The organism is Nitrososphaerota archaeon (assembly GCA_027887005.1).
Classification (GTDB): domain Archaea; phylum Thermoproteota; class Nitrososphaeria; order Nitrososphaerales; family Gagatemarchaeaceae; genus UBA183.
On sequence record JAPCJI010000004.1, the window covers coordinates 20308 to 42080 of the forward strand.

Sequence of the window (21773 nt, forward strand, 5' to 3'; positions counted from 1 at the left end):
ACACGCTTAAATGAAGAGAAGTGGTTTCGACGAAATCTGCTTGCCTCGGCTGAAGGGCGCAAAGGCCAACCTTGATCCCAGCGGGATGCCCGCCATGAAATCCTCGCAGGGAGACTCGGGGAGTCGTCCTAGGTGAGTCCCAACCAACCTGTCTCCGCTCCAACGCACCCAATCGAAGCCGCAATCGGGGAGCCTTACCTGCTCGTCGAGGGCCTTACCATCGACCTCAACACGCGCTCCGGCCGACTGAGAGTACTCGAAGATATCACCCTTCACGTGGACAAGGGCGAGGTCGTGGGAATCGTCGGGGAGAGCGGATCCGGAAAATCGACGCTCGGACTCGCAATCATCGGCCTGCTGGATTCGCCCCCGTCGGAGCTGGTCAGGGGTTCCGTGCTGTTCGAAGGACTCGACCTGCCCAAGCTCGACCAGGACAGCCTCTCCAAGGTCAGAGGGACGGGAATAGGGATGGTCTTCCAGGAGTCGATTGCGGCCCTGAACCCGGTCTACAAGACCGAATCCCAACTGGGAGAGTCGATCAAGGTGATGTCCAATCTGGGGAAACTGACCCTTGATGACGAGGGGCGTCACAAACTCATGGTCCGCATCCTCGAGGACTTCAGAATCGACCAGCCAGAGGCTGTCCTGAAGAAGTATCCACACGAGCTGTCAGGAGGGATGAGACAGAGAGTTGCCATAGCCATGGCCCTGGTCGAGAAGCCGAAGCTTCTCATCCTAGACGAGGTGACGACCGGCCTCGACGTCTATGTCCAGAACAGGATTCTCGCTCTGCTCAGGGAGCTCAACCACGAGACGGGCACCTCCATGATCCTGATTACGCACGACTTGGCCGTCGCCGCTCAGATCTGCGACCGAGTCTACGTCATGTACGCCGGGAGGCTGATGGAGGCGGGCCGGACTTCCGACGTCCTCGAGACTCCTCAGAACCCCTACACTCAGACCTTGTTGGCGGCCGTCCCCTCTGGGTTCAAGGAATCCCCCCCGCTCCCGGTGGCAAAAGGAGAGCCGCCAGACCTGAGGCACCTTCCCCAGGGATGCAAGTTCAACACACGCTGCGTCCACGTGATGGAAGTGTGCCGTCAGAAAGAACCACCTCTGATCGAGGTCAGCCCGGGAAGGCTCGACGCCTGTTGGCTCAGTTCAAAATGACACCCGTGCTTGAAGTGGAGGACCTCAGGGTCAGCTTCAGATCCCGGTCGGGCGGTTCGGGCCTCTTCGAAAGGAGCAAGAGAGTCGTTGCGGTCGACGGCGTATCCTTCAGCATTGCCGAGGGGGAGACCTTCGGACTCGTCGGAGAGACGGGCTCGGGGAAATCCACGATCGCGCGCGTCCTGGTGGGCCTGCACAGGCCGGCCTCGGGGACTGTGAAGCTCCTCGGGGAGAAGATAGATTTCCACAGGAAGAGCGACGTAGCCAAACTGCGGAGGAGCGTAGGAATAGTGTTCCAGGACCCCGTCGGCTCCCTTAACTCGCGGCTGAAAGTCAGGGAGGTCATCAGGGAAGCGCTGGTCGCCGGGAAGAGCATCCCCTCTGCGGAGTTCGAAGAGCACGTCGAAGCAATGCCCGACATGGTGGGGCTCAGAAAGAGCGCCCTCGACTCCTATCCGAAAGAATTGAGCGGGGGCGAAAAGCAGAGGGTGAGCCTTGCCAGGGCCCTGGTCGTCCCGAAGAAACTGCTCATCCTCGACGAGCCGACCAGCTCCCTAGACGTCTCCGTCCAGGCTCAGGTCCTCAACACCCTCAGACGTCTGAAGTCTGAGCTCGGGCTCGCGTTCCTTTTCATCACCCACGACATCAACGTGATGAAATACGTCAGCGACTCCCTAGGGATCCTGTACTACGGGAAGCTGGTGGAGCTCGGCAGGACCCGTGGCTTGGTCACCGAGCCCAAGCACCCCTACACCCAGAAACTGATGGCGAACATAATCAGCCTGAAAAGAGCCCCCAAGCAGGATTCCATCCCCGACCCCGGGCCTTCGGCAACGGGCTGCATCTACTCGAGGGCCTGTCCCGATGTCTTCGCGCGCTGCACGAGCCGGCCTCCAATGTTCCCGGTGGGAGAAGACCGGTCCGCCGCATGCTTCCTCTACGAAAACCCCTGACCCAGCTCCTCTGCCCAGAGCCGGAACCATCCGGTCTTGAACTCGCAGCCCAGAATTCGTACTTAATTGTATGGGAAATACGTAAATAACTGTTATACTCCACCCAGTGTATAGAGATGACATAGATTGGCAGAAAGCATCCAAGAAATACCTTTCATCGCGGAAGTGATACAGGGGGGCCGGATTACCATACCTGACGAGGTCCGGGAAATCTTCGGAATCAAGGAAGGTTTCTTCGTCCTCTGCAACCTGAAGGTAATTTCCAGACGGGACAAGAAGCCTCGGAACAAGCGCAAGGGGAGCGCATAATGCTTCAGAACGAAGTGGTCAGGAAGACCACAAGGTCGGAGGCCCTGCACGCAGAGGCGAGGAAGGTCATCCCCTCTGGTTCGTCATCCCTGATCAGAGTGGTGGGGTTTTCGCCGAGCCCAATCTACATCGAGAGGGCGAAGGGCTCCCATATGTGGGATGCCGACGGCAACGAATACACCGACCTGCTCATGGCCTTCGGGGTCCTCATCAACGGCCACTGCCACCCGCGCATCGTCGAAGCGCTGAAGTCCCAGGCCGAGTCTTTGATGATTTCCGGGACGCCCACTGAAATGGAATTCGAGATGGCGAAGAAAGTTACCGGCATGGTTCCGAACGCTCAGATGGCGCTCTTCTGCAATTCTGGGACGGAGGCCACGATGCACGCCATCAGGATGGCAAGGGCAGTCACTGGCAAGGACAGGATCGTGAAGTTCGAGGGCGCCTACCACGGCCAGCACGACTACGTCATGTTCAGCGTCGAACCCTCTGAACCAGGCTTGGAGATCCGGCCCTACATCGTTCCCTACGACCCGGGAATCCCTGAGGAGATTTCAAGGACCGTGGCGGTGGCCCCGTGGAACAACCCTCAGACGCTCGAGAAGATTATCAAACGATACAGGAACGACATCGCAGCGATCATCACTGAGCCGATCCTGGCAAACTGCGGCGTAATCCTGCCCCAGAGGGACTACCTCAAGCAGTTGAAGGAGATCGCGGAGAAGTACGAAGCGCTTCTGATCTTCGACGAAGTGGTGACAGGTTTCAGGATCGCCGAGGGGGGAGCCCAGGAGCTCTATGGAGTGAACGCCGACCTTGCCGTGTTCGGCAAGGCCCTCGGGGGTGGCGTCCCAATCGCCGCGATAACCGGCAGGAAGGACATCCTGGAACTCGTCGCCCCCGGGAAGATACTCTTCGGAGGAACCTACAACGCCAACTCGCTGACCCTGGCAGGCGCCAGCGCCAACCTTGATCTGCTATCTGAGAACGGCGGAGCGGCCTATCCAGAGTTGGACCGGAGAGGGAGGCGTCTGATGAAGGGCCTCAATGACCAGGCCCGCGCCGCGAACCAGGACGTCATCGTCCAGGGAGTAGGAGCCGTCTTCCAGGTCTTCTTCACCCGCCTCAAGGAGATAACGAACTACCGGGAGGCGCTCCTGACCAACGACGAGAGGTTCAAGGCGTTCCACGAGGAGATGATGAAGAGGGGGGTCTACATACATCCCGACCCCTTCGAAAGGATATGCATCTCCACGGCCCACACCGACGAAGACATCGACAGGATCATCGAGATCTCCGGCGAAGCCTTCAGGGAAGTCCACAGTCAGTTCGACTAGGGAGCGGCCTCCGTCTGGCTCCCGACCCTGTCCCCAAGTAGCCTTCGTTTGATGACGGTGTGCGACTGGATCTTTACGTCCCCTGCCTCTCTGATCCCATCCCCAAACAGACTGAACCCAGCGACGATCAGCAGGACGACGAAGGACGGGAGGAGCGCCTCCCACGGGTACGTGAAGAGGTTGTAGCCTATGGAGGAGACCATGTTGCCGAGTTCAGGCGCGCCGGCCGGGATCCCGACTCCAAGGTACCCCAGGGCGGAGAGGCTGAGCAGCGCGGTCCCCACGTCGAGCGAGGCGTAAACAAGGATCGAAGGGAGCACGTTGGGAAATATTCCTTTGCGCAGGATGTAGGGGAAGGACGAGTTGAGCGCCTTCGAAGCCGCCACGAAGTCCTCGGCCTTGATTGCCAGGACCCCGCCCCGGACCAATCTCACGTAGGAGGGCCACCAGACGAAGGTCAGGGAGATGGCTGCGTTCAGCAGGCTCGACCCGAGCGTGGCCGCGACTGCCAGCGCCATTATGAGACCAGGAAACGCAAGGAAGAGGTCAGAGAGGCGCATTATCACTTCCTCCACCAGGCCGCCCACGTATCCTGCCACGGTGCCAAGAACGATCCCGATCAGGGCGGAAAGGATGACGACGAAAATCGCGATGCTGAGGTCTGTCGGGAGGGCGGCCAGGACCCTTGAGAAGATGTCACGCCCGAGGAAGTCAGTGCCGAACGGGTGGACCAAATTCGGGGGGAGGTTCGAAGCTCCCAGATTGGGCGTTGACGGGTTGTAGGGGGCGATCGCTCCGCCCGTCGCCCAGTAGGATACCGCGAGCACGACGAAGACCATCACAAGGATGCTCCCTGCCGAAGACAACTTGTTCGGAAAGAGGAGCCTCCTGACTGTGGACGCCCTCGAACTCGCCCTCAACTGGCCTCCCCCAGCGCGATCCTCGGGTCGAGGAAGGAGTAGACAACGTCTGCGATGAAGTTCGCGATGACGACGCCGAAGGCGAAGAATATGGTGATTGGGACAAGGGCGGGGTAGTCGCTCGTCAATATCGCTCTGTAGGCGAAGTTCCCGATGCCAGGCCACGCGAAGATCTCCTCGATAATGACCGTCCCAGAGAGGAGCCAACCGAACATCAGGGCGCTGACCGTGTTCGCGTCTATCAGGCCATTCCTGAGCACGTGGCGCCTGTTCACCTCGCCTTCTGGCACGCCCCGGGCCCTTGCGCTCTTCACGTGAACGGACCACCGTACGTCGAGCATCGAGGAGCGCGTCACCCTGGTGATGATGCCAAAATCGAGCATCGCTAGAACCGTAGCGGGGAGAATTAGGTGCTGCAGCCCAGAAGCCATCGCCGGAAAGTTCAGCGCCAGCAAAGAGTCCAGCACGAAGACCCCGGTGACCGGGTTCGGCGGGGTCAGCGTCAGGGAATACATCCCTCCTGAAGGCAGGATGGGAATGTACTCGGAGAAGAGAAGGATCGCCCCTATCGCACCCAGGTAGTAGGGGGTCGCCCAGGTGGTCAGGTAGGTGATGCGAATCAGGGAGTCCAGCTTCGTGGAGAACCGCATGGCGGCCACATATCCCAGGCCAACTCCGATGACTACGGTGATGACGAGCGACGCAAGGACCAGTTCGAGCGTGTTCGGGCCGTAAAACCAGATTTCGGAAGCGATTGACTGGCCCGTCACGGGGTCTGCGCCGAAGTTCCCGCTGAAGATGTCGGTTATGAAATAGTAGAGCTGAGAAGGAAGCGGCTCGTTCAGATGATACCTTATGCGGACTGCCTCGACCTGCGAGGGGAGGGCCCTGGCGCCGGCCCACAGGTGAGCCGGGTCAGGGTTCAGGACGTGCGAGATTAGGAAGACCGTCACCACGACGCCGAGCATGATGGCTATCGCCCCCACAGTCCTCTTGGCCAGAAAGCGGAGGAATTCTCTTAGGAGCACTGCTGTGTACTGCCGCTAGGGCGCAGGCGCCATAAGATAAACGTGAATCACATCGCGTAGGGCCTATCGGATTCGACCGAGGACTCGCGAGGTCGGTCAAATAGGTTATCAAGCCAGCAGGGCCGTCTACGCCCGATGGAAAACACGACGGTGACCCGCATCCCAGGAGTGAGGGTGGGGCAGGCCGTCAGCAGGGCGGAGCTGACTGGTTGCACCGTCCTTCTGCTGGACGCCCCCGGCACGACCGCGTTCGATGCGAGGGGTGGATGGCCCGGCACGTTCGACACGGAGTCGGTCGGACTGACCAAGACCTACTACCGCAAACAGGCGATCTTCCTAACCGGGGGAGACGTCTTCGGGCTCAAATGCGCCTTCGGAATCCAGAAGTTCCTGCTGGAGAGGCGTCTTGCTTCCGCCAGAGCAGAGGGCCGGCTCCCCGGCGTCGTCGGTGCGAACATCTACGACATGGACCTGGCCAGGGGGGTGGAGAAGGTGGATTACGAAGCTCTGGGATACCAGGCCTGCGCGAGCGCCATTTCCGACCCGGTCAGGGAGGGAAACGAGGGGGCCGGCCTGGGGGCGACCGTAGGGAAACTGAAAGGAGTCGGGCACGCGATGAAGGGAGGAGTAGGAAGCAGCGTCGTTCGCCTCGCGGACGGCACACTCGTCGGTGCACTGATAGTGACCAACGCCGTGGGGAACGTTTTCGATGGGCGGGGGACGACCATCGCCGGGACACGAAGGCGGGGCAACAGAGGACCCTTCTTCGAAGTGGAGGAGTTGGCGGCGAATCCCCCGACCGAGGGGCACACCAGCCGAACGAAGGCGACGACCATAGGGGCCGTGGTCACCAACCTCGAGCTGTCCCACGAAGCAACTGCCAAGGTCGCGGAGATGGCCCACGACGGCTTGGCCCGGTGTATCAGGCCCGTCCACACTCCCACGGACGGCGACGCCCTCTTCTGCGTATCTACCGGAGAAGTCAAGGCACGGAAGATAGACCACGAGAAGCTCGCCCTGGTTGGTCACATGGCCTCGGTCGTAGTCCAAGAATCGGTCATCAGGGCGGTGTTGGCCGCCAGGTCCCTCGCCGGGGTCCCCTCGGTACGAGGGCGCTAGGAAGAAAAGTGGACGGTGTTGTAGTACATGAAGTATCCGGCGCACGGGCCATCCAGGTTGGGGACCATGCCGACTACACTATTGTCGTTGACTGCGATGAACACGGGCACATAGAGCCACACGTCCGTGTAGCCGTTGTACATGGTCGTCGTCACGTTCCTGAACGCCTGGAGGATCGTCCCGCTGTCTGTAGCAGAGTCTGCGGCTGCTGAAAAGCTCGAGACGTTTGCGTCGGTCGTGGGGGCTCCTGTGTAATTGCTACCTGCGATCCCGGTGACGTAGTCCTGGCTGGCGGGGTAATCCTCCGACCAGTAGCTGATACCGAAGCCGCCTGTGCTGTTCGACCCAGACGTGCTGAACAGGAAGGAAGTGTACTGCGCGAAGGGGAGGGAGACCAGGTTCGTGTTGATCCCAATCGCCTGCAGTTCGGACTGGATTATCGCCGACACCTGGGTCTCAGAGGTGGACTCCCCCGAATAGACGAAGTTCAGGGTGGGGAAGACGGTCCCGGTCGGGTTGAGGGTCACGCCGCTGGGGAGCTTTGAGACGTAGCCCGCCTGGGCGAGCAGCTGGGCGGCGCGCGTGGCGTTGAAGGTGTACGGCGTTATCCCGCTGGTCGTCTCATTGTAGAGGGGATAGCCAGGCGGGACTGGGCCGACCCACTGCTGGGCGAGGCCTTTGAAGACATTCGATATTATGCCCTTGTAATCTATGGCCGAGGCGACGGCTTGCCTCACAAGGATGTTCTTGAACGCCGGGACGGTGAAGGGGTTCATGAACACGAAGTAGGACGAAAGGGCTGAGCCGTACTGAATCGGGTAGTTCGTCACGTTCACGCCCGACGTCTGCTTCAGGTCGTTCAGGTTGGCGGCTTCGGTTATGTCCGGCGCTCCTATCATCTGCGCCGTCCCTGACTTCAGGTCGACTATCCTGGAGCTCGTCGGCTTGTAGTAGATGATTATTGTGTTGAGGATCGCCGGTGAAAGCGCATAGTTGAGCTCTGAAGACGACAGGGAGTTGCCCCAGTAGTTCGGGCTCTTCACCAGCTTCACCGACTGTCCCTGGACCCAGGAGGACAGCTCATAGAAGCTCGTGCCCACTGCGTTGGTCTGCATCCAGGCGTTCGGCTGATTGGCGCTAACACCACCATGGGCAAGGACGACCTTGGGGTCCACGGCGAAGGCGATGGGTGCCGTGAGGGTGACCAGGAACGCCGAGTACGTCACGTTCCCGTTGTATCCGTAGCCGAGATTGAGCGCGATCTCATACTGACTGATCACCTGGAAGGACTGGCCCGGCGTCTCCATCAACGTCAGGTTCGCGGCCGAGGGAGAGGTGTATTCCATGGAATTGAGGACGGAGTCGGTGATGTTCGGCCCGCCTCCATTCGTCTTCCCGAAGTTCTGGGCCAGGATGAAAGCAGACACCTGGTTCATCACCAGCGACCTGTACAAGGAATACCACATCACATACGCGTTGAACTGGTCGCCGTTGCTGAAGGTGACCCCGTGCCTCAGGCTGAAGGTCCAGGTCATCCCTCCGGACGACTCTGTCCAGTTGCTGGCTAGGACACCTACGAACGAGGAGACGCTCTCCAGGTTCGGAGCGACCAGGCCCTGATAGACGTTGAAGGTCAACTCGTTCCCAGCCGTAGTGAAGTCGGCCGCAGGGTCGGCGGAGTCGGGCTGCGACCCCTCTTCCACCACCAAGGTGTCTCTGGCCGCCGTTGTCTGGCTCGTCAGCGAGGTGCTGCCAGTCGTTTGCGAGGTGGTGCTCTTGGAGGGGCCTCCGGCCGAGAAGTAATATGCGCCCGCGACGGCGGCAAGAAGAATTACAACAACGATGACTACCGAGAGAACCCGGCTCAGGGCCCTCCTCGGTGAGGGATTCCTCACACTGCTCGAGACTCGCGGAGGTTATTTAGGAATTGTCTGCTGGCGTCTCGCAGCCACATCGACCTCGTGGCGTTCCTTTCTGTTTGCTCAGGAAGCGTGGACGCCTTCGGGCGCCACCAAAGGAAGGCGATTTTCACCCTGGCATCAAACGCCCCGCGGAGAGGTCATTTTCAATCGGGGGCACTCGGGCACTAGGTACTGACTTGATCTGGCTCTAGAGGTCCGACACATGTTCGTTGGATTCACATCACGTACAGGTATACCGGATGGGACTTCTTCCAACCCGTAGGCGTGACCGCAATCTCACGCGCAGGTGTCCAACCGGGAATCTCGTAATCGAAATTCACTATTCTCGCCCCGGGCCTCAGCTCTTTCAGGAACTTGGGGGCCATCAGATTCAGCGTGTAGCCCGAAAGATACAGAGCGAGAACGTCGGCTTTCCTCAAGCTTACCTTCTTGAAGCTACGGCGTGATATCGTGACTCGGTGGGACAGTCCTAGCTCTCTCACCTTCCTGCGGCACTCTTTCACAAGGCGCCTTCGTGTCTCTATTCCCACCACTCTGGCTTGAAAGTCTCTCGCTGCGGTTATCAGCATCCTGCCGTCACCCGAGCCTAGGTCGAACACCATCTCGTCAGGCTTTACGGACGCCAGGGTGAGCATCTTCGGTATGACGTCTTCGGGAGTGGGGATTTATGGTTCGGTGTAGTTCATTCCTGCAGAATGATTTCTCGTATTAGATAAGCCTCCGGAGTGGTAAGGCTCGTGTCGAGTGTCATCGCGGCAACCCCGTTCCCAATTACCTAATTTCCCAGTGTTGCAGAGTCCGATGCCCAAACAATTAAGTGAGAACCGACCCCTGCCAGAAGATCCTTGGCCTCCTACGACGTGATTGTTGTCGGGGCGGGCATAATGGGAATGGCATCTGCGTACCACATCAAGCGGAACAACCGAAGCAAGGAGGTCCTGGTGCTGGATAGGTTTGGTGCACCTGGGCAGGGGAACACGGGTAGAAGCAACGCGATGTTCAGGAACACGTTCTCTTCGACGGACAACCAGGTACTCGCGGATGCCTCCATCGACTTCTACTTGGAGGCTCAGAACGAATCGAAGGCGGACATAGGCCTTCAGCAGATTGGATATCTTTGGCTCATGAGCGAAGACCAACTCCATCTGAGCGAGCCCTTCCTGGCAAACATGGCCTCGAACGGGATCGAGACCAGAAGGTACGAGCTGAACGAGCTCCGCCAACTTCTCCCTGGAATGGTTCCATCGTTCGAGTCGGATGGAGAGGCAGCATTGATGGAACTCCCAGAGGTCCGGGCAGGAATCTTCGGGCCGAAGTGCGGTCGTCTCGACCCTGACAAACTCGTCAGGTTCTACGCTGAGAAATTCGTCCAGATGGGGGGCAAATTGGGCTTCAACACCAATGTGGAAAGGCTCCTGGTAGGCCCATCCAAGCAGCTGGGAATCGAAGGAGAGCCGTTCGTATGGCAAGACTCCGAGGTAAAGGGCGTCCAGGTGGGTGGGGCGGTCAGTGGCGACTTGACTGCCGAGAGCGTCGTACTCGCCTGTGGCGCTTGGGGGAACGAGCTCTTGGAGCCGGTCGGCATCGACGGTCATGTCAAGGCCAAGAAGAGACAGCTGTTCAGCGTGTCAGCCGCAGGCAGCCCCGAGCTCGAGCAGCTGCTGCATTCGAGGGGGTTCAGCCCCCTCGGCCTAATACCACTTGTCATACTTCCGAAGTCGGGGGTCCACTTCAAGCCTGTGAGCGAGGAAAACGGACTTTGGATTGCGTGCGAAGACGAGGTCAACAGGGCGTTCATCGACGTCCCAGAACACGACCTCGACCAATACCAGGCCGAGTCAAGTTATTTCGAACGGGGGATCAAACCCGTCCTGGCCGCATACTTCCCCGCGTTCGCGAAGTCAAAGATACGGGCGATGTGGGCAGGATTGTACTCATACAACACCATAGACTACCTTCCCTTCGCGTTCATAGAGAACAACCTGTTGGTGGTCGGGGGAGACAGCGGCAGCGGGATTATGAAGGGAGACTCCCTAGGAAGAATTGTCGACGCGCTCTATCGTGGTGAGGAGCAGGCTCTCCTACACGGCGACAGACCGTACGATGTTTCACGGATTGGGTTTGACAGGAGACAGGTTGAAAGGGAAGAATGGGTCATCTGAATCCGAGGGTGGCCACGCCCCATCTTCCTCGTCGGGGACCAACTGAGCATTCTTTGGCAATCTCACAGCTTCAACCTTAAGAAGACTGGATCGCGAAACCAATCCAATTCTTCTTGCCAGAGATTGAAATCGAAAACCTGTCCTTCACCTATGAGAACCGTTCCACCGAGGCCCTCAAGGACGTCAGCTTCAAGCTGGAAAAGCAGGAGTTCGTTCTCATTGCCGGCCCCAGCGGTTCGGGGAAGTCCACTCTCCTGAAGTGCATCAATGGGCTGATTCCCCATCGCTACGTGGGGAAATACTCTGGCAGGGTTGTCGTCGCGGGCGAACCGGTCTCCAATTCCAAGTTCCTAGGGCTTTCGCTTCACGTCGGCACGGTCCTCCAGGAAGTCGAGAAGCAGATAGTCTCTTCGATCGTGGAGGACGAAGTATCCTTTGGTCCGTCCAACCTGGCCCTCCCGCGGCCGGAGATTCAGAGGCGCGTCCAAGAAAGCCTCGCCGCGCTCGGGATAATCGAGCTCCGCAACCGTTTCACATATGCGCTCTCAGGGGGAGAGAAACAGCGGCTAGCCATAGCCGATATCGCGGCAATGGAGACAAGCATCGTCCTCTTCGACGAACCGCTGGCGAACCTTGATTCGAACGGAGTGCGGCTGATGCAGGACGTCTTCAAACATCTTCGCGCCCAGGGGAAGACCATCATCGTGTCCGAGCACAGGACGGAGGAGGTCCTGAAGGCCAACCCGTCAAGGATCATGGTCATCGGAAACGGAAGCCTGCTGGTGGATAGCACAGACCCAAGGTGCCTGATCGACTTCGCCGACGTCCTGAAGGTGCCGGCGGACTACGTCGAAGCCAGCCCGAAGAGGCTCCTGCCTGCTTCCCTCCCACGCGAGCAACCGAAGGCGGACGACCTGATCGTCTGCGAGAACGTCGCCGTTGAATACTCCCAGGGCCGAAGGGTGCTTGACGATGCCTCGCTGACGATCAAGGAAGGCGAGAGGATAGCGATTCTCGGCAACAACGGGGCCGGCAAGTCCACACTGGCTCTCACGGTCTGCGGCCTGCTGAAACCCACGGCGGGAAGGGTCCTGGTAAGAGGAAAGGACACACGGGAAGCCATTATCTCTGAGATAGCCAGGTCGGTGGCGATCGTCTTCCAGAGTCCTTTTTCGATGCTGTTCTCCAAGACGGTCCGGAGCGAGCTCGGTTTCGGGCCCATGAACATCGGCCTGCCCCCCGAGGAGGTTAATGCCCTAGTGCCTGTGGTTGCGAAGGAGTGCGGGATCGAACATCTCCTTGACGGTTCGCCTTTCGCGTCTAGCTTTGGGGAGAAGAAGAGGATCTGCGTCGCCTCGGTTCTGACGATGCAGCCGAGCTGCATCATCTTGGACGAGCCGACCGCCGGTCAAGACTATCGGAGCTACACCCGGTTCATGGACTTCGTCGCCTCGCTGGAACGCGTCAAGTCCTTCATCATAATCACCCACGACCCCGACCTGGCAATAGACTACACCGACCGTTCGATCATACTCCATGAGGGAAGGGTCATCGCAGATGGCCCGACCACGAAGCTTCTGGCACAAAGAGACGTGACCGATGAGGCTGCCATCCGGGAGACTTCTTTGATGGCCCAGTCGAGGAAGTACACGGGCGGCGAGAGGGTCCTCAGGACGAGAGAGCTCGTCGAGCTCGCTTCGGGTCCCCAGAGGCAGGGAAAGGACTAGGCTTAATACATCACATTGGGAGATTAGTGGTCGCTTGACTAACCCCGAAACTCAAGCTCCTACGTCGCAAACAACCCCCAAAGAATCTCTCTTCTCGACAAAGAACCTGGTCGCCATAGCAGTCGGAATCGCCCTGTATGCCGCCCTTACGATCCCCTTCAACGTGTTCCAGATCCCAGGAATCTACCTGGTCGCCGTCAGGCCTACGGTGGCCATCCCGATCGTCTTCGGTTTCCTCTTCGGGCCCATCGCGGGATTCTTCTCCGGATTCCTCGGCAACGTCATTTCGGACCAGATATCCTTCGGAGGCTTCTTCTGGAACTGGGACATCGGAAACGGCCTCATCGGCCTCATCCCTGCCGCCGGGTACTATATGGTCAAGAGGACCGACTGGGCGAAGGCAAAGGGCCTGGGCACCACGGTGACGCTGGCCATCGTGGGGTCGATCATAGGCATCGGGTTCGCAGCGCTCACCGACCTCGTCTTCCAGATAGGGCTGAGCACCACCGACGCGGCCATAGCCGAATTCATTCCGGCCGCGGTGACCGACGCAATCAACGGAGCCATCCTCGCACCCATCATCGTCTACGCCTACGTCTCGGCCACGAAGGGCCGGGCAAGAAGAATGTAGCGACGCGGGCATGCTTCAGATAAGGTATTTCCCGGGAAATACCTTCCTTCACAGGCTTGACCCTAGATCAAAATTCCTGCTTCTGATCTTCTTCATCTTCGTCGAGGTCGCCTTCAGGGACGTCAGGATAGTCGCAATCCCCTTCCTCGCCTCGGTCATCATGTACTTCTCGGCGAAGATCCCCTACAGGGAGGTCAGGGGCACCTGGAAGTTCCTGCTCGTGGTGATAGTCGTCATCTCGTCGATCAACGTCCTCTTCACCCTGGTGGGGACGACCGTGGTCGCACCTCATGTGGTCTTCCGCTACTGGATATTCACGATCACCCAGGAGGGCCTTTCCCTTGCCGTGGCTGCCACCATGAGGCTCCTCTCTCTGGCCATTGTTTCGATCACACTGGTCATGACGACGGACCCTGGCCTCTATGGGCCCGCCATGTCGAAACTTGGTGTCCCATACAGGGGAGGCTACGTCTTCGACCTTGCCATCCGTTACGTGCCCACCTATGCCAACGACCTCGAAGCCACCATGAACGCGCAGATGGCGAGAGGCTACAGGCCGAGGGGGAGCAGGAAAGGGATACTGTCGAGCATAGTGAACACGGTCCCCCTGATCGTCCCGGTTTCGGTCAATGCCATGCTTTCGATCTACGACATCGCGGACGCGATGGAGCTCAGGGCCTTCGGCGTCAAGAAGCAAAGGACGTGGTACAGGGACGTAAGGTTCGGCAGGATGGACTACGCGACCGTTGCCGTCGTCCTGGCCGCGCTGGCTCTGTCAATCTATCTCAGAACTCTGTTTACGGGGTACTGGATTCCAGGCTAGCGGGTGGGTCCTTCAACTATGGGAGTGGATATGCCTCGTCCACTTCGACATTTTCAGTTCTAGTCTGCACTAAGTCGTTGAGCCGAATTCGGCCCTGTTCGCTTTGAGGGGAAACTACTTTCAAGTCGACGCCGCTGCGGGAAGAGCGGCAATCGCCGATTGCACCCTTTCAAGGTAGACCTTGTTCCCCATCCGGGTGAACATGGCCTTAGCCTCCCCGAAGGCACTCCTGGCCTTCTCCCAGTCGCCATTCTTGGCACATGAAGTTCCGAGTTCGTAGAACAATCTTGCTTCGAAGAAGACAGCAATTCCCTTTCCAAGCATTCCAACGGCTTTCTCATACGCAGCCACCGCTTCGGGGAATTTCTTCTCCGCGGCCTTCATCGCCCCATCGATCGCAAGGACGCCGCCCAGCACCAGATCAGTCCGAGCTTTTTCGTAGACGTCACCAGCCTCTTTGGAGGCGGCCCGAGCCGCGTCCATGTCCCCGACTCCGATTGACGCCTGTACAAGGTACCAAAGGGTGCCCACGATGAACTGCGCATAGGTGAGCGCGGTGGAGAGATTCTTCTCGCGGACCATGTTCATGTACTCCTCAAGGTGTTTCCTCGCCTTGGTGTAGTCCCCCATCTCTACATAGAGAACGCCGAAGTCGTTGCCGGCTCTGAGGAGCTCTTGGAAATCCTGGCCGCCTTCGAGAATCCCATGAAACCTGTGCAGGTACTCTTCCGCTTCGTCGTAACGCCCCTGATAAGTCAAGACCTCTCCCATCTCAGCTATGGCTTCCCTCTTGGACGACGGTGACGCGCTCGGGTCTGAAATGAATTCTTGGGCTATCGCCCTCGCCCGCTCCAGGTCGCCATTGAACATGCTGGCTCCGGCCACCAAAAGCTTGGAAAAGTCGACGTACGATTTGTACCCGACCCTGTCGAAATACGAAAGGGCCTCATTCGAGTACTTCAGCCCCTCCTCCACTGATTCGCTCTCGACCGTGAGGTTGTTGTAGGCTCTCATCACAACGTCGTAGAAGTTGTGTTCCAGGCCTATGGCCAGGGCCTTCTTCATGTTCTGAAACTTCGCCTCCTTCTCAGTGGCAGGTGCGACTATCGCCAGGGTCAGGTGGGCGTGAGCCTCGACCTCAGGGAGACCCAGCTTAGCTGACAGCGCCAGGGCCTTGGTGGCAAGGTCCTTGGACTCGGGCAATCTGCCGGTCAGGAAATAGAACCGGGCCAAGGTATGATAGAGCTGGGCCGTCTCCTCGGTCTCCCCCTCCTTTGCCAGGGCCGCCTTGGCCTTCTCGAAGTATCCGTTGGGGGCGGTGACGTTCTCCCTGTTCAGGTCGAAAGACCAGAAGGCGAGGTTCCTGTATATCTTGGCCGCCCTCTGGTTCTCGTTCACCTCGGCCGCCAGTCGGGCAGCTTCTTCGAGACGCTTCGCGAAATCCTGGCGCCCAGAGTACCTGTCTGCCTCTCCCAGCTTTTCTAGGACCCTGCTTCGGGCCGCCTTGTCGGGGGTGTCTTCCAGGGCTTCAAGCGCAATCCGGAGGTAATTTGCAGCCTCGCCATGGGCGTAGACCTTGGAGGCCCTGTCAGCAGCCTTCAGCGCATATTCAAGGGCCTTGGCCTGGTCGTTCCCTTTCATGTAGTGATAGACGAGGACCCCATACACGTCCTCCAGCCTATCCTTGTAGATCACCTCCACCGCCTGGGCCGCCTTGACGTGATACCTCCCTCTCCGGAGCAGTGTCATCTCCTCGTAGATGGCGTCCCTGATTCTTGTGTCGGTGAACGCGAAGCCCGGCCTCCCGCTCGCCATCTTCGTCTCCCTGATGAGCCTCGTCCTAAGGACCCTGTCCATGGCGTCCACGAGCCGGTTCTCATCCATCCCGGTGACCGCCTTCAGCAGGGCGAACGAGAACTCCTTCGACTCCGAGCTCGTCACGGAGGCGACCGACAGGATCCCCATACACTCCTCGTCCAAGTTGCTAAGCCTCTGCTTGATGACCGTCCTGACCCCACTCGGTATCTCAATCTCCGAGATGGGCTTCCTGTCCCACCCATTCGCAGTCCTGAAGAGCACTCCCTGCTCGACCATCGACCTCACCAGCTCCTCGATGAAGAACGGGTTCCCCCCCGTCTTGGCGTATACAAGGTCCCTGAACTCGACATCGACCGTCTTCTGGCCGAGGATCTCTCCGATCATGAGCCCGGTGTCTTCCGGGCCGAACCCCTTCAGGGTCAGGGTCTCTCCGAGCTTCTCCCTCTTGACTTCGTACAGGAACTCGAAGAGGTCCGAATCTTCTTCGACCTCGACGTCCCTGTATATCCCGAGGACGAGGATCCTGTGGGTCTGCGCCTGCCTCGCGGCGGAAAGGATGAGGTCGAGCGAGCCAGCGTCGGCCCAGTTCATGTCGTCGAAGATGATGAGCAGTGGACCTTCCTTGGAGATGTTGACGACGAGCTGGGATATCCCGTCGATGAAGCTGAGCCTGTCCTGGTCGACCGACCCGCTGCTTCCGGCGTTCACGGGCCCGACCGAGGCGGTTATCTCCGGGACGAGTTTCGCCACTTCAGCCGCGTGGTTCCCTATGACCTTGAAGAGGAGTTGAGGAGGACTGGTCCGGACGAACTCCCGTATCTGCTCGACCCACGGGGCGTAGGGGATCTTCCCCTCGCGCCTCGAGCACCTCCCATAAAGCGTGGTGATGCGCCTCTCCCTGGCCGTGGCCGACAGCTCTTCCGCGATCCTAGTCTTTCCTATCCCCGCCTCGCCAGCGACGAAGAAGAGGTTCCCCTCGCTCTGTATCATGGTTTCGAGGGCCGACCTGAGCCGCGCGAGTTCTGCGACCCGGTCGACGAGCGGGATGATCTTCTTTGCCTCCCCAGCTATCGCCTCCTTTTCCCAGGGGAGGACGACCCTGTAGACCTCCATCGGGACCTGGACGTTCTTCAGGTCGTGCTTGCCCAGCCCGACCAACGGGTGGTCTATCTTGTTCCAGACCTGGTCATAGACCTGCTGCGAAATGCACACGCTCCCGGGAGTTGAGAGGGGCTCGATGCGCGAAGCTATGTTGACGGCATCCCCGAAGACATCGGCCCCGCGGTAGATGACGTCCCCGACGTGGATCCCTATCCTCAGCTGGATCTTGGACGAGGGGTTCGACACGTTCCGCTCGTAGGCGACCCTCTGGATCTCGACCGCGCAGAGCGTCGCGCTGAGCGCGCTGGAGAACTCGACGAGGAAGGAGTCCCCGATCATCTTGACCTCCCGGCCTCCGTGCTTCGCAAAGACCGGTCGGAGCAGCGACGCGTGTTCCTGCAGGAGGGCAAGGGCGGTCGACTCGCTTTCCTGGGTCAGGGCAGTGTACCCGACTAAGTCGGTGAACATTATGGCCGCGAGTCTGCGCTCTTCTTCAGCCAAGTGGTCTCAGTTCCTCGGATTCGCCAGATGATAAAACCGTTTGCGAGCTCAGGTTCAGCCGGATTCAAATCCTTTGGGCAGGTGAAATTAGTCAGATGTGCCCGCGCCACGCAAGGGTGGGCGAGAGAAGCCCATCATTTGACGCCCGCCCTGTGGCCAAGGAAGTCATGGTCTACTACTATGCTGCTGGTCAGGGGTCTTTCAAGGCTCGGTCTGGCTGAAGAACGTCCCGGGGCCCTAGCAGGTGTTTCCACAAAGTTGGCAAGGCTGCGGGTGAACCGCGAATTGTCGCCAGGCAAGCCAAGATCATCTGATCAGTGAATTCATCAGACACCATGCTGGCTAACTTGGTGCAGTCTGCGGTCGTCTGTGGTGGGTGCGGAGGACTTTCAAACGCCTTCGAAGTTCTGCTCGTCTGGTGCCTGCATGGCGAAATGCTGGTCCAGCCCGGCTTGGTTCCGCATGCACCAGGGGCAGAGTACCTCGGCTCTGTTCATGGTTAGGTAGTATACGTTGCATCTTCGGCAACTCTTGCCAAAGGTCATTGAATCCAGGACGAGACTATGAACACTGCTCGCTTCGCTGGTCATGCTCGCCCACCGGCGACGAGGAGCGATCCCATCATGGCCGAATACAACCTGTTCCCGAGCTGTTTCCTCCTTTCGATTTCTTTCTGCACCGAGCAGATGAAGCACCGCCGATCCTGCCCCCGGGCGAGTGAACTTCGCCGAACCCCAGTTAGTCCGCGCCAAAATCTAAGTTGCTCTGGGGTCAGGAAATAGGTCCTCCAGGCAGTTCTCCCGGCTCTCACCAGGGTTCGACGGTTTCCTGGATGAGCGCTGCACTCTTCCCTTCCACGCGAAAGGCTGGTCACTGACGTCTCGGTTTCCACCAGAAGTGCAATGGCCTGGCCTCGGGATATATCCACAATGAACGCTGGATACAGAGCAGTGGTTCATCAGAGGCCACAGGAGAACTTTGGCGAAGGCAAGTGGGATGCCTCTGCTCGAAGTCAGTGGCAGGTCTTAGTCGGTTCAAGTGGGCGCCTGGACAAGGAAGAATCTGGTTTGGAATCCTGCGACAACGTGTACTTTCAGATTCGGGGAGAATGCCAGAATCTCCGTGGCCGTCCTTGAAGAATCCATGATGAGCCCATGTCAATTGGGGACTATTTGCCGTCCATTTCGAAGACGGATATTTGCGAAACCTAAATGAGTTAGCGGACTGGAGGATCCGAGCGAGTCGTCGGTCGGGTTCCCACAGTAGTCTCTGAACCTTCTTCCTGGTGTCGAAGGCAGTCACAAGTCAGCACCTTCACCAGACTCCCTCCGTCACACAGCCTTGCAATCGACGCTGGCCCTAATTTGCCAGAAGGCCATCCGATGCTCCATGACCCAAAGAAAATCCGATGTCAGGAAGATGCTCACAGACTGGGAGATCGTCCACGACAGCATAGGCGTCGACGTCTTCCTTCCCCCGAAGAGGTGCAAGAACTGCGATGATTGAGACTGGAGACCCGCCCAGGTTCAGGAAGGCCTCCCACACGCCTGAAGGCTTGCTGGGGGGACGGTGCGAGACGTGTGTTTCGTTCTGGAGCGTTGGATTCTGTAACAGGTATCAGACGCCGGTGGACAGGGATAACCTGTGTGACAGCTACTCATCGATTCACTAGTTCGGGACGAGGGCCTCGTCTCGAACATCTCGAAACTCATTCCTCAACGCGCCCACGAGCGCGAGAATTGGGAATAGGTTCTTTCTTTATCACTAATTTGGTCCCAATTCTCGCCAAGGTCAACGATTCACCTTCTTTCCACCCCAAGGACTTGACTTCCTTTGGCGGGATAATCACTGTCCATCTGAAGTATTCTTTACCTCTTACCTCTCGGTTCCTCTGCTTCTGTAGTCGCATGACAGCAGGTGATGCTAGCCGCCCCTCCATAAGCGTTTTAGATATCTAAGGCTTTATTAGTTAGATATCTAACGGCAACAGCAAATGATTGAGAGGATACTCGACTTCTTCCCAGAGAGAAGACCAAAGTTCCTGAACAGCGCGTCCTTAGGTGAAAAGAGGACTCTGACGATCGAATCAGCTGCAGGCAGATTGATCAGGGACCAGATGAAAGTCGTAGTGACTTTCAAGGAGATTGAGAACGGGTTGATACTGAACCGGGTGAACGCCGAAGTCTTGAGCACGATCTTTGGCCCCAACCTTGCTGACCTCGTCGGGAAGAGGATCTCGCTCGAAGTCGTGCCTGTGGAGTACAAGGGGCAGATGACGAAGGGAATACGCGTTGCCAAGGCACCGCCGGGAACTCCCGGCGCCATGGATTTCGCATTCGCTTCCTTCCCGGAGTGGGAGGCACATGTCGACCGATACATTGAATGGGGATGGACGCTAATTCCGATAAGGCCCTACTCGAAGGGGCCCTTCAGCAAGGAGCACTGGCTGCAAGACAGGTTCAGTAGGGATTCGATCCTTCAGAACATACTGCACCAAGGTAACTTGGGTGTCGTCTGCGGGCCGAGTAAGCTTGTGGTCCTTGACATCGACGTTGACTCAACACCTGATGTCTTGGACCCATCCGCCAGTTTGACGCAACGAACCGCAAGAGGATGGCAAATCTACTTGACCAAACCCTTTGACGACCCGCTATTCCAAAAACTGAGGGAGATTATCCCCGGGCTCGACCTTCCCCGAGTCGGAGGAGCCTATTCCGTCGCCCCACTGAGCGCGACTTGTTCATTCGATCATGGGAAGAATCACCGGTGTCGAGTCCATGATCTACACGTCCGAAGATGGGTCGGTCGAGGTCTAGAGGGAGAGGCGATCCCTTTCACGGAATACGCGAGGCTCCTCTTGAAATGAGGGTCACAGAGACATCCAACACTCTCTTTGATGAGGATCTAACACGAGTGCTTCAGGCAGCCCGTCGTTCCATGCTGCGATGGTTTCGGTGGAATACGGAGGAGTTGGAAGCAGAACATCGTGACTTAGAGACAGGACAACAATCTCCGTTCCTGGAGGATTTCGAGATGTATTACAGAAGCAAGATTGAGAGAAACACATTTTCGCTTCAGGAGGTCATCCAGAAAATTGAGAATGCAATATGGGTTCCGGGGGAAATCAGGCGACATATGGGAAAACACATCGCATTGGTGCCCCCAACCGCCGAAGAGCTCAAACGCTTCGAAGAGCGCGAGATTGAGAGGGAACTCGATCGCCTCCATAGAGTAGCTCAACAGCAGAACGAAGCAATGATCGAGTTTACCAGAATGCTCGATTGGTTTGAGAGAAGGCGGAATGCAAGACGCAGTCGCCTGTCCTACCTTGAGGAAGTGAAGATTGGGAGAACCCGCTATTACTTCGACCGGAGGAGGAGGCGAAAGATCAGTCTCAAAGAGTATCGAAGACGCGTCAGAATCAGCAAGGCCATGCTGGCGAGGAACAGGGTGGACTTGTAGAAATGGCTTGCCAACGAACGATCCAATTCGAGATTACCTCGGACTTTACGCCAAACGTGAAAGTGGGTTTATCGAACATCTACTCATAACCTGTTTTTCTTCCTATTCGCCTAATCCTCTCAATTTGGGCGTTATGGCTCCTTCCAGTGAAGGTAAAACCTACGTTATCGACCTGGTCGCTTCGCTCTTTTCAAACGTCGCGAAGTTCCTAGGCGCCAGCTCCAAGTCTTTCTTCTTTGATGAGGGCCTAGAAATCAACCTGGAGACGCGTGAAGAAATCCAGCCCCGCCTGGATCGACTCAATCAGAGGCTTGAGGAGCTCAAAGGGGAGAGGTCACAGGAGGGGCTGACTGAAAAGCGCAGGATTAGGGCAGAGATTGGGCAGCTGAGGCGCAATTCGGCAACCAAGATAAGCCTCCATGGCAGGATACTCGTCTTTCTCGACTCACCTGATCCCGGCCTCTGGAACTCGCTCAAGCCCCTCCTCAGTCACGATTCGTATGAGAGCATCTACCAGACAGTGAATCGAGGCGTGGGCGGCATCAAGACCAAGAAAGTTCTCCTAGTCGGGTGGCCCGCCTGTATCTTCGCCTCGGCTAGAAATGAAGACCACTGGGAGGTGTGGCCAGAGATTCAAAGCCGGTTCATCATAGTCAGCCCCAGTATGGACCCTGTGAAATACAAGCAGGCAAATGAGTTGACCGCACAGTTACTTGGTCTTCCGAGCTTCGCACTTAGAACACGCTTTCCCCGACGAAATGAGAAAGGCGGCCGAGGACGAGGTTAGTAG

Annotated in this window: 17 protein-coding genes; 12 read left to right on the top strand and 5 right to left on the bottom strand. The window is 58.1% G+C overall.

Annotated elements, in window-relative coordinates; genetic code table 11:
* The first annotated feature begins 132 nt into the window (after window positions 1–132).
* The 4 genes from OK438_04615 to OK438_04630 all read left to right on the top strand — a co-directional run bounded on the left by OK438_04615 (window position 133) and on the right by OK438_04630 (window position 3769).
* The gene (locus OK438_04615; GenBank protein ID MDA4124719.1) at window positions 133–1170 is read left to right on the top strand and encodes an ABC transporter ATP-binding protein; all 1038 of its coding nucleotides are present in this window, start codon (window positions 133–135) and stop codon (window positions 1168–1170) included.
* Window positions 1152–2123 (top strand): ABC transporter ATP-binding protein, encoded by a 972-nt coding sequence (locus OK438_04620; protein MDA4124720.1) that lies wholly within the window; start codon window positions 1152–1154, stop codon window positions 2121–2123. Before OK438_04615 ends, OK438_04620 begins: the two co-directional genes overlap by 19 nt.
* 126 nt (window positions 2124–2249) lie before the next feature.
* Window positions 2250–2432: a hypothetical protein gene (locus OK438_04625; GenBank protein MDA4124721.1), complete on the top strand. Its 183-nt coding sequence runs from the start codon at window positions 2250–2252 to the stop codon at window positions 2430–2432.
* Window positions 2432–3769 (top strand): glutamate-1-semialdehyde 2,1-aminomutase, encoded by a 1338-nt coding sequence (locus OK438_04630; protein MDA4124722.1) that lies wholly within the window; start codon window positions 2432–2434, stop codon window positions 3767–3769. Before OK438_04625 ends, OK438_04630 begins: the two co-directional genes overlap by 1 nt.
* On the opposite strand, the gene OK438_04635 is transcribed toward OK438_04630, so the two are convergent.
* Both OK438_04635 and OK438_04640 read right to left on the bottom strand, forming a co-directional pair.
* Complete coding sequence (locus OK438_04635; protein ID MDA4124723.1) at window positions 3766–4689, bottom strand: ABC transporter permease; 924 nt, start codon at window positions 4687–4689, stop codon at window positions 3766–3768. The two genes, OK438_04630 and OK438_04635, sit on opposite strands and share 4 nt — an antisense overlap.
* The gene (locus OK438_04640) at window positions 4686–5717 is read right to left on the bottom strand and encodes an ABC transporter permease (protein MDA4124724.1); all 1032 of its coding nucleotides are present in this window, start codon (window positions 5715–5717) and stop codon (window positions 4686–4688) included. Before OK438_04640 ends, OK438_04635 begins: the two co-directional genes overlap by 4 nt.
* A 135-nt stretch (window positions 5718–5852) precedes the next feature.
* Here OK438_04640 and OK438_04645 point away from each other — a divergent pair, with 135 nt between their 5' ends.
* Window positions 5853–6836, top strand: coding sequence for a P1 family peptidase (locus tag OK438_04645; protein MDA4124725.1), 984 nt, complete (start codon window positions 5853–5855; stop codon window positions 6834–6836).
* Here the strand turns inward: OK438_04645 and OK438_04650 are convergent.
* Both OK438_04650 and OK438_04655 read right to left on the bottom strand, forming a co-directional pair.
* Window positions 6833–8731, bottom strand: a complete 1899-nt coding sequence (locus tag OK438_04650; protein ID MDA4124726.1) for an ABC transporter substrate-binding protein — start codon at window positions 8729–8731, stop codon at window positions 6833–6835. The two genes, OK438_04645 and OK438_04650, sit on opposite strands and share 4 nt — an antisense overlap.
* Window positions 8732–8973: 242 nt before the next feature.
* Window positions 8974–9393 carry a methyltransferase domain-containing protein gene (locus tag OK438_04655; GenBank protein ID MDA4124727.1) on the bottom strand — a complete coding sequence of 140 codons (420 nt, stop codon included), beginning with the start codon at window positions 9391–9393 and terminating at the stop codon, window positions 8974–8976.
* A gap of 210 nt (window positions 9394–9603) precedes the next feature.
* Here OK438_04655 and OK438_04660 point away from each other — a divergent pair, with 210 nt between their 5' ends.
* From OK438_04660 to OK438_04675, 4 genes are all read left to right on the top strand, one after another.
* Window positions 9604–10920 carry an FAD-binding oxidoreductase gene (locus tag OK438_04660; GenBank protein MDA4124728.1) on the top strand — a complete coding sequence of 439 codons (1317 nt, stop codon included), beginning with the start codon at window positions 9604–9606 and terminating at the stop codon, window positions 10918–10920.
* Between the two features lie 113 nt (window positions 10921–11033).
* Window positions 11034–12647 (top strand): energy-coupling factor ABC transporter ATP-binding protein, encoded by a 1614-nt coding sequence (locus tag OK438_04665; protein ID MDA4124729.1) that lies wholly within the window; start codon window positions 11034–11036, stop codon window positions 12645–12647.
* 34 nt (window positions 12648–12681) lie between these two features.
* On the top strand, window positions 12682–13278 hold the full coding sequence (locus OK438_04670; protein MDA4124730.1) for an ECF transporter S component: 597 nt from the start codon (window positions 12682–12684) through the stop codon (window positions 13276–13278).
* Between the two features lie 10 nt (window positions 13279–13288).
* On the top strand, window positions 13289–14101 hold the full coding sequence (locus tag OK438_04675) for an energy-coupling factor transporter transmembrane protein EcfT (protein ID MDA4124731.1): 813 nt from the start codon (window positions 13289–13291) through the stop codon (window positions 14099–14101).
* Window positions 14102–14221: 120 nt separating this feature from the next.
* Here the strand turns inward: OK438_04675 and OK438_04680 are convergent, their stop codons facing one another.
* On the bottom strand, window positions 14222–17521 hold the full coding sequence (locus OK438_04680; protein MDA4124732.1) for an AAA family ATPase: 3300 nt from the start codon (window positions 17519–17521) through the stop codon (window positions 14222–14224).
* A 1993-nt stretch (window positions 17522–19514) separates the two neighbouring features.
* Between OK438_04680 and OK438_04685 the strand changes: the two genes are divergently transcribed.
* From OK438_04685 to OK438_04695, 3 genes are all read left to right on the top strand, one after another.
* Window positions 19515–20387, top strand: a complete 873-nt coding sequence (locus tag OK438_04685) for a bifunctional DNA primase/polymerase (GenBank protein MDA4124733.1) — start codon at window positions 19515–19517, stop codon at window positions 20385–20387.
* Window positions 20384–20983: a hypothetical protein gene (locus tag OK438_04690; protein MDA4124734.1), complete on the top strand. Its 600-nt coding sequence runs from the start codon at window positions 20384–20386 to the stop codon at window positions 20981–20983. Before OK438_04685 ends, OK438_04690 begins: the two co-directional genes overlap by 4 nt.
* A gap of 133 nt (window positions 20984–21116) precedes the next feature.
* Entirely contained in the window at window positions 21117–21770 is a 654-nt protein-coding gene (locus OK438_04695) for a hypothetical protein (GenBank protein ID MDA4124735.1), read from the top strand.
* Window positions 21771–21773 lie beyond the last annotated feature (3 nt).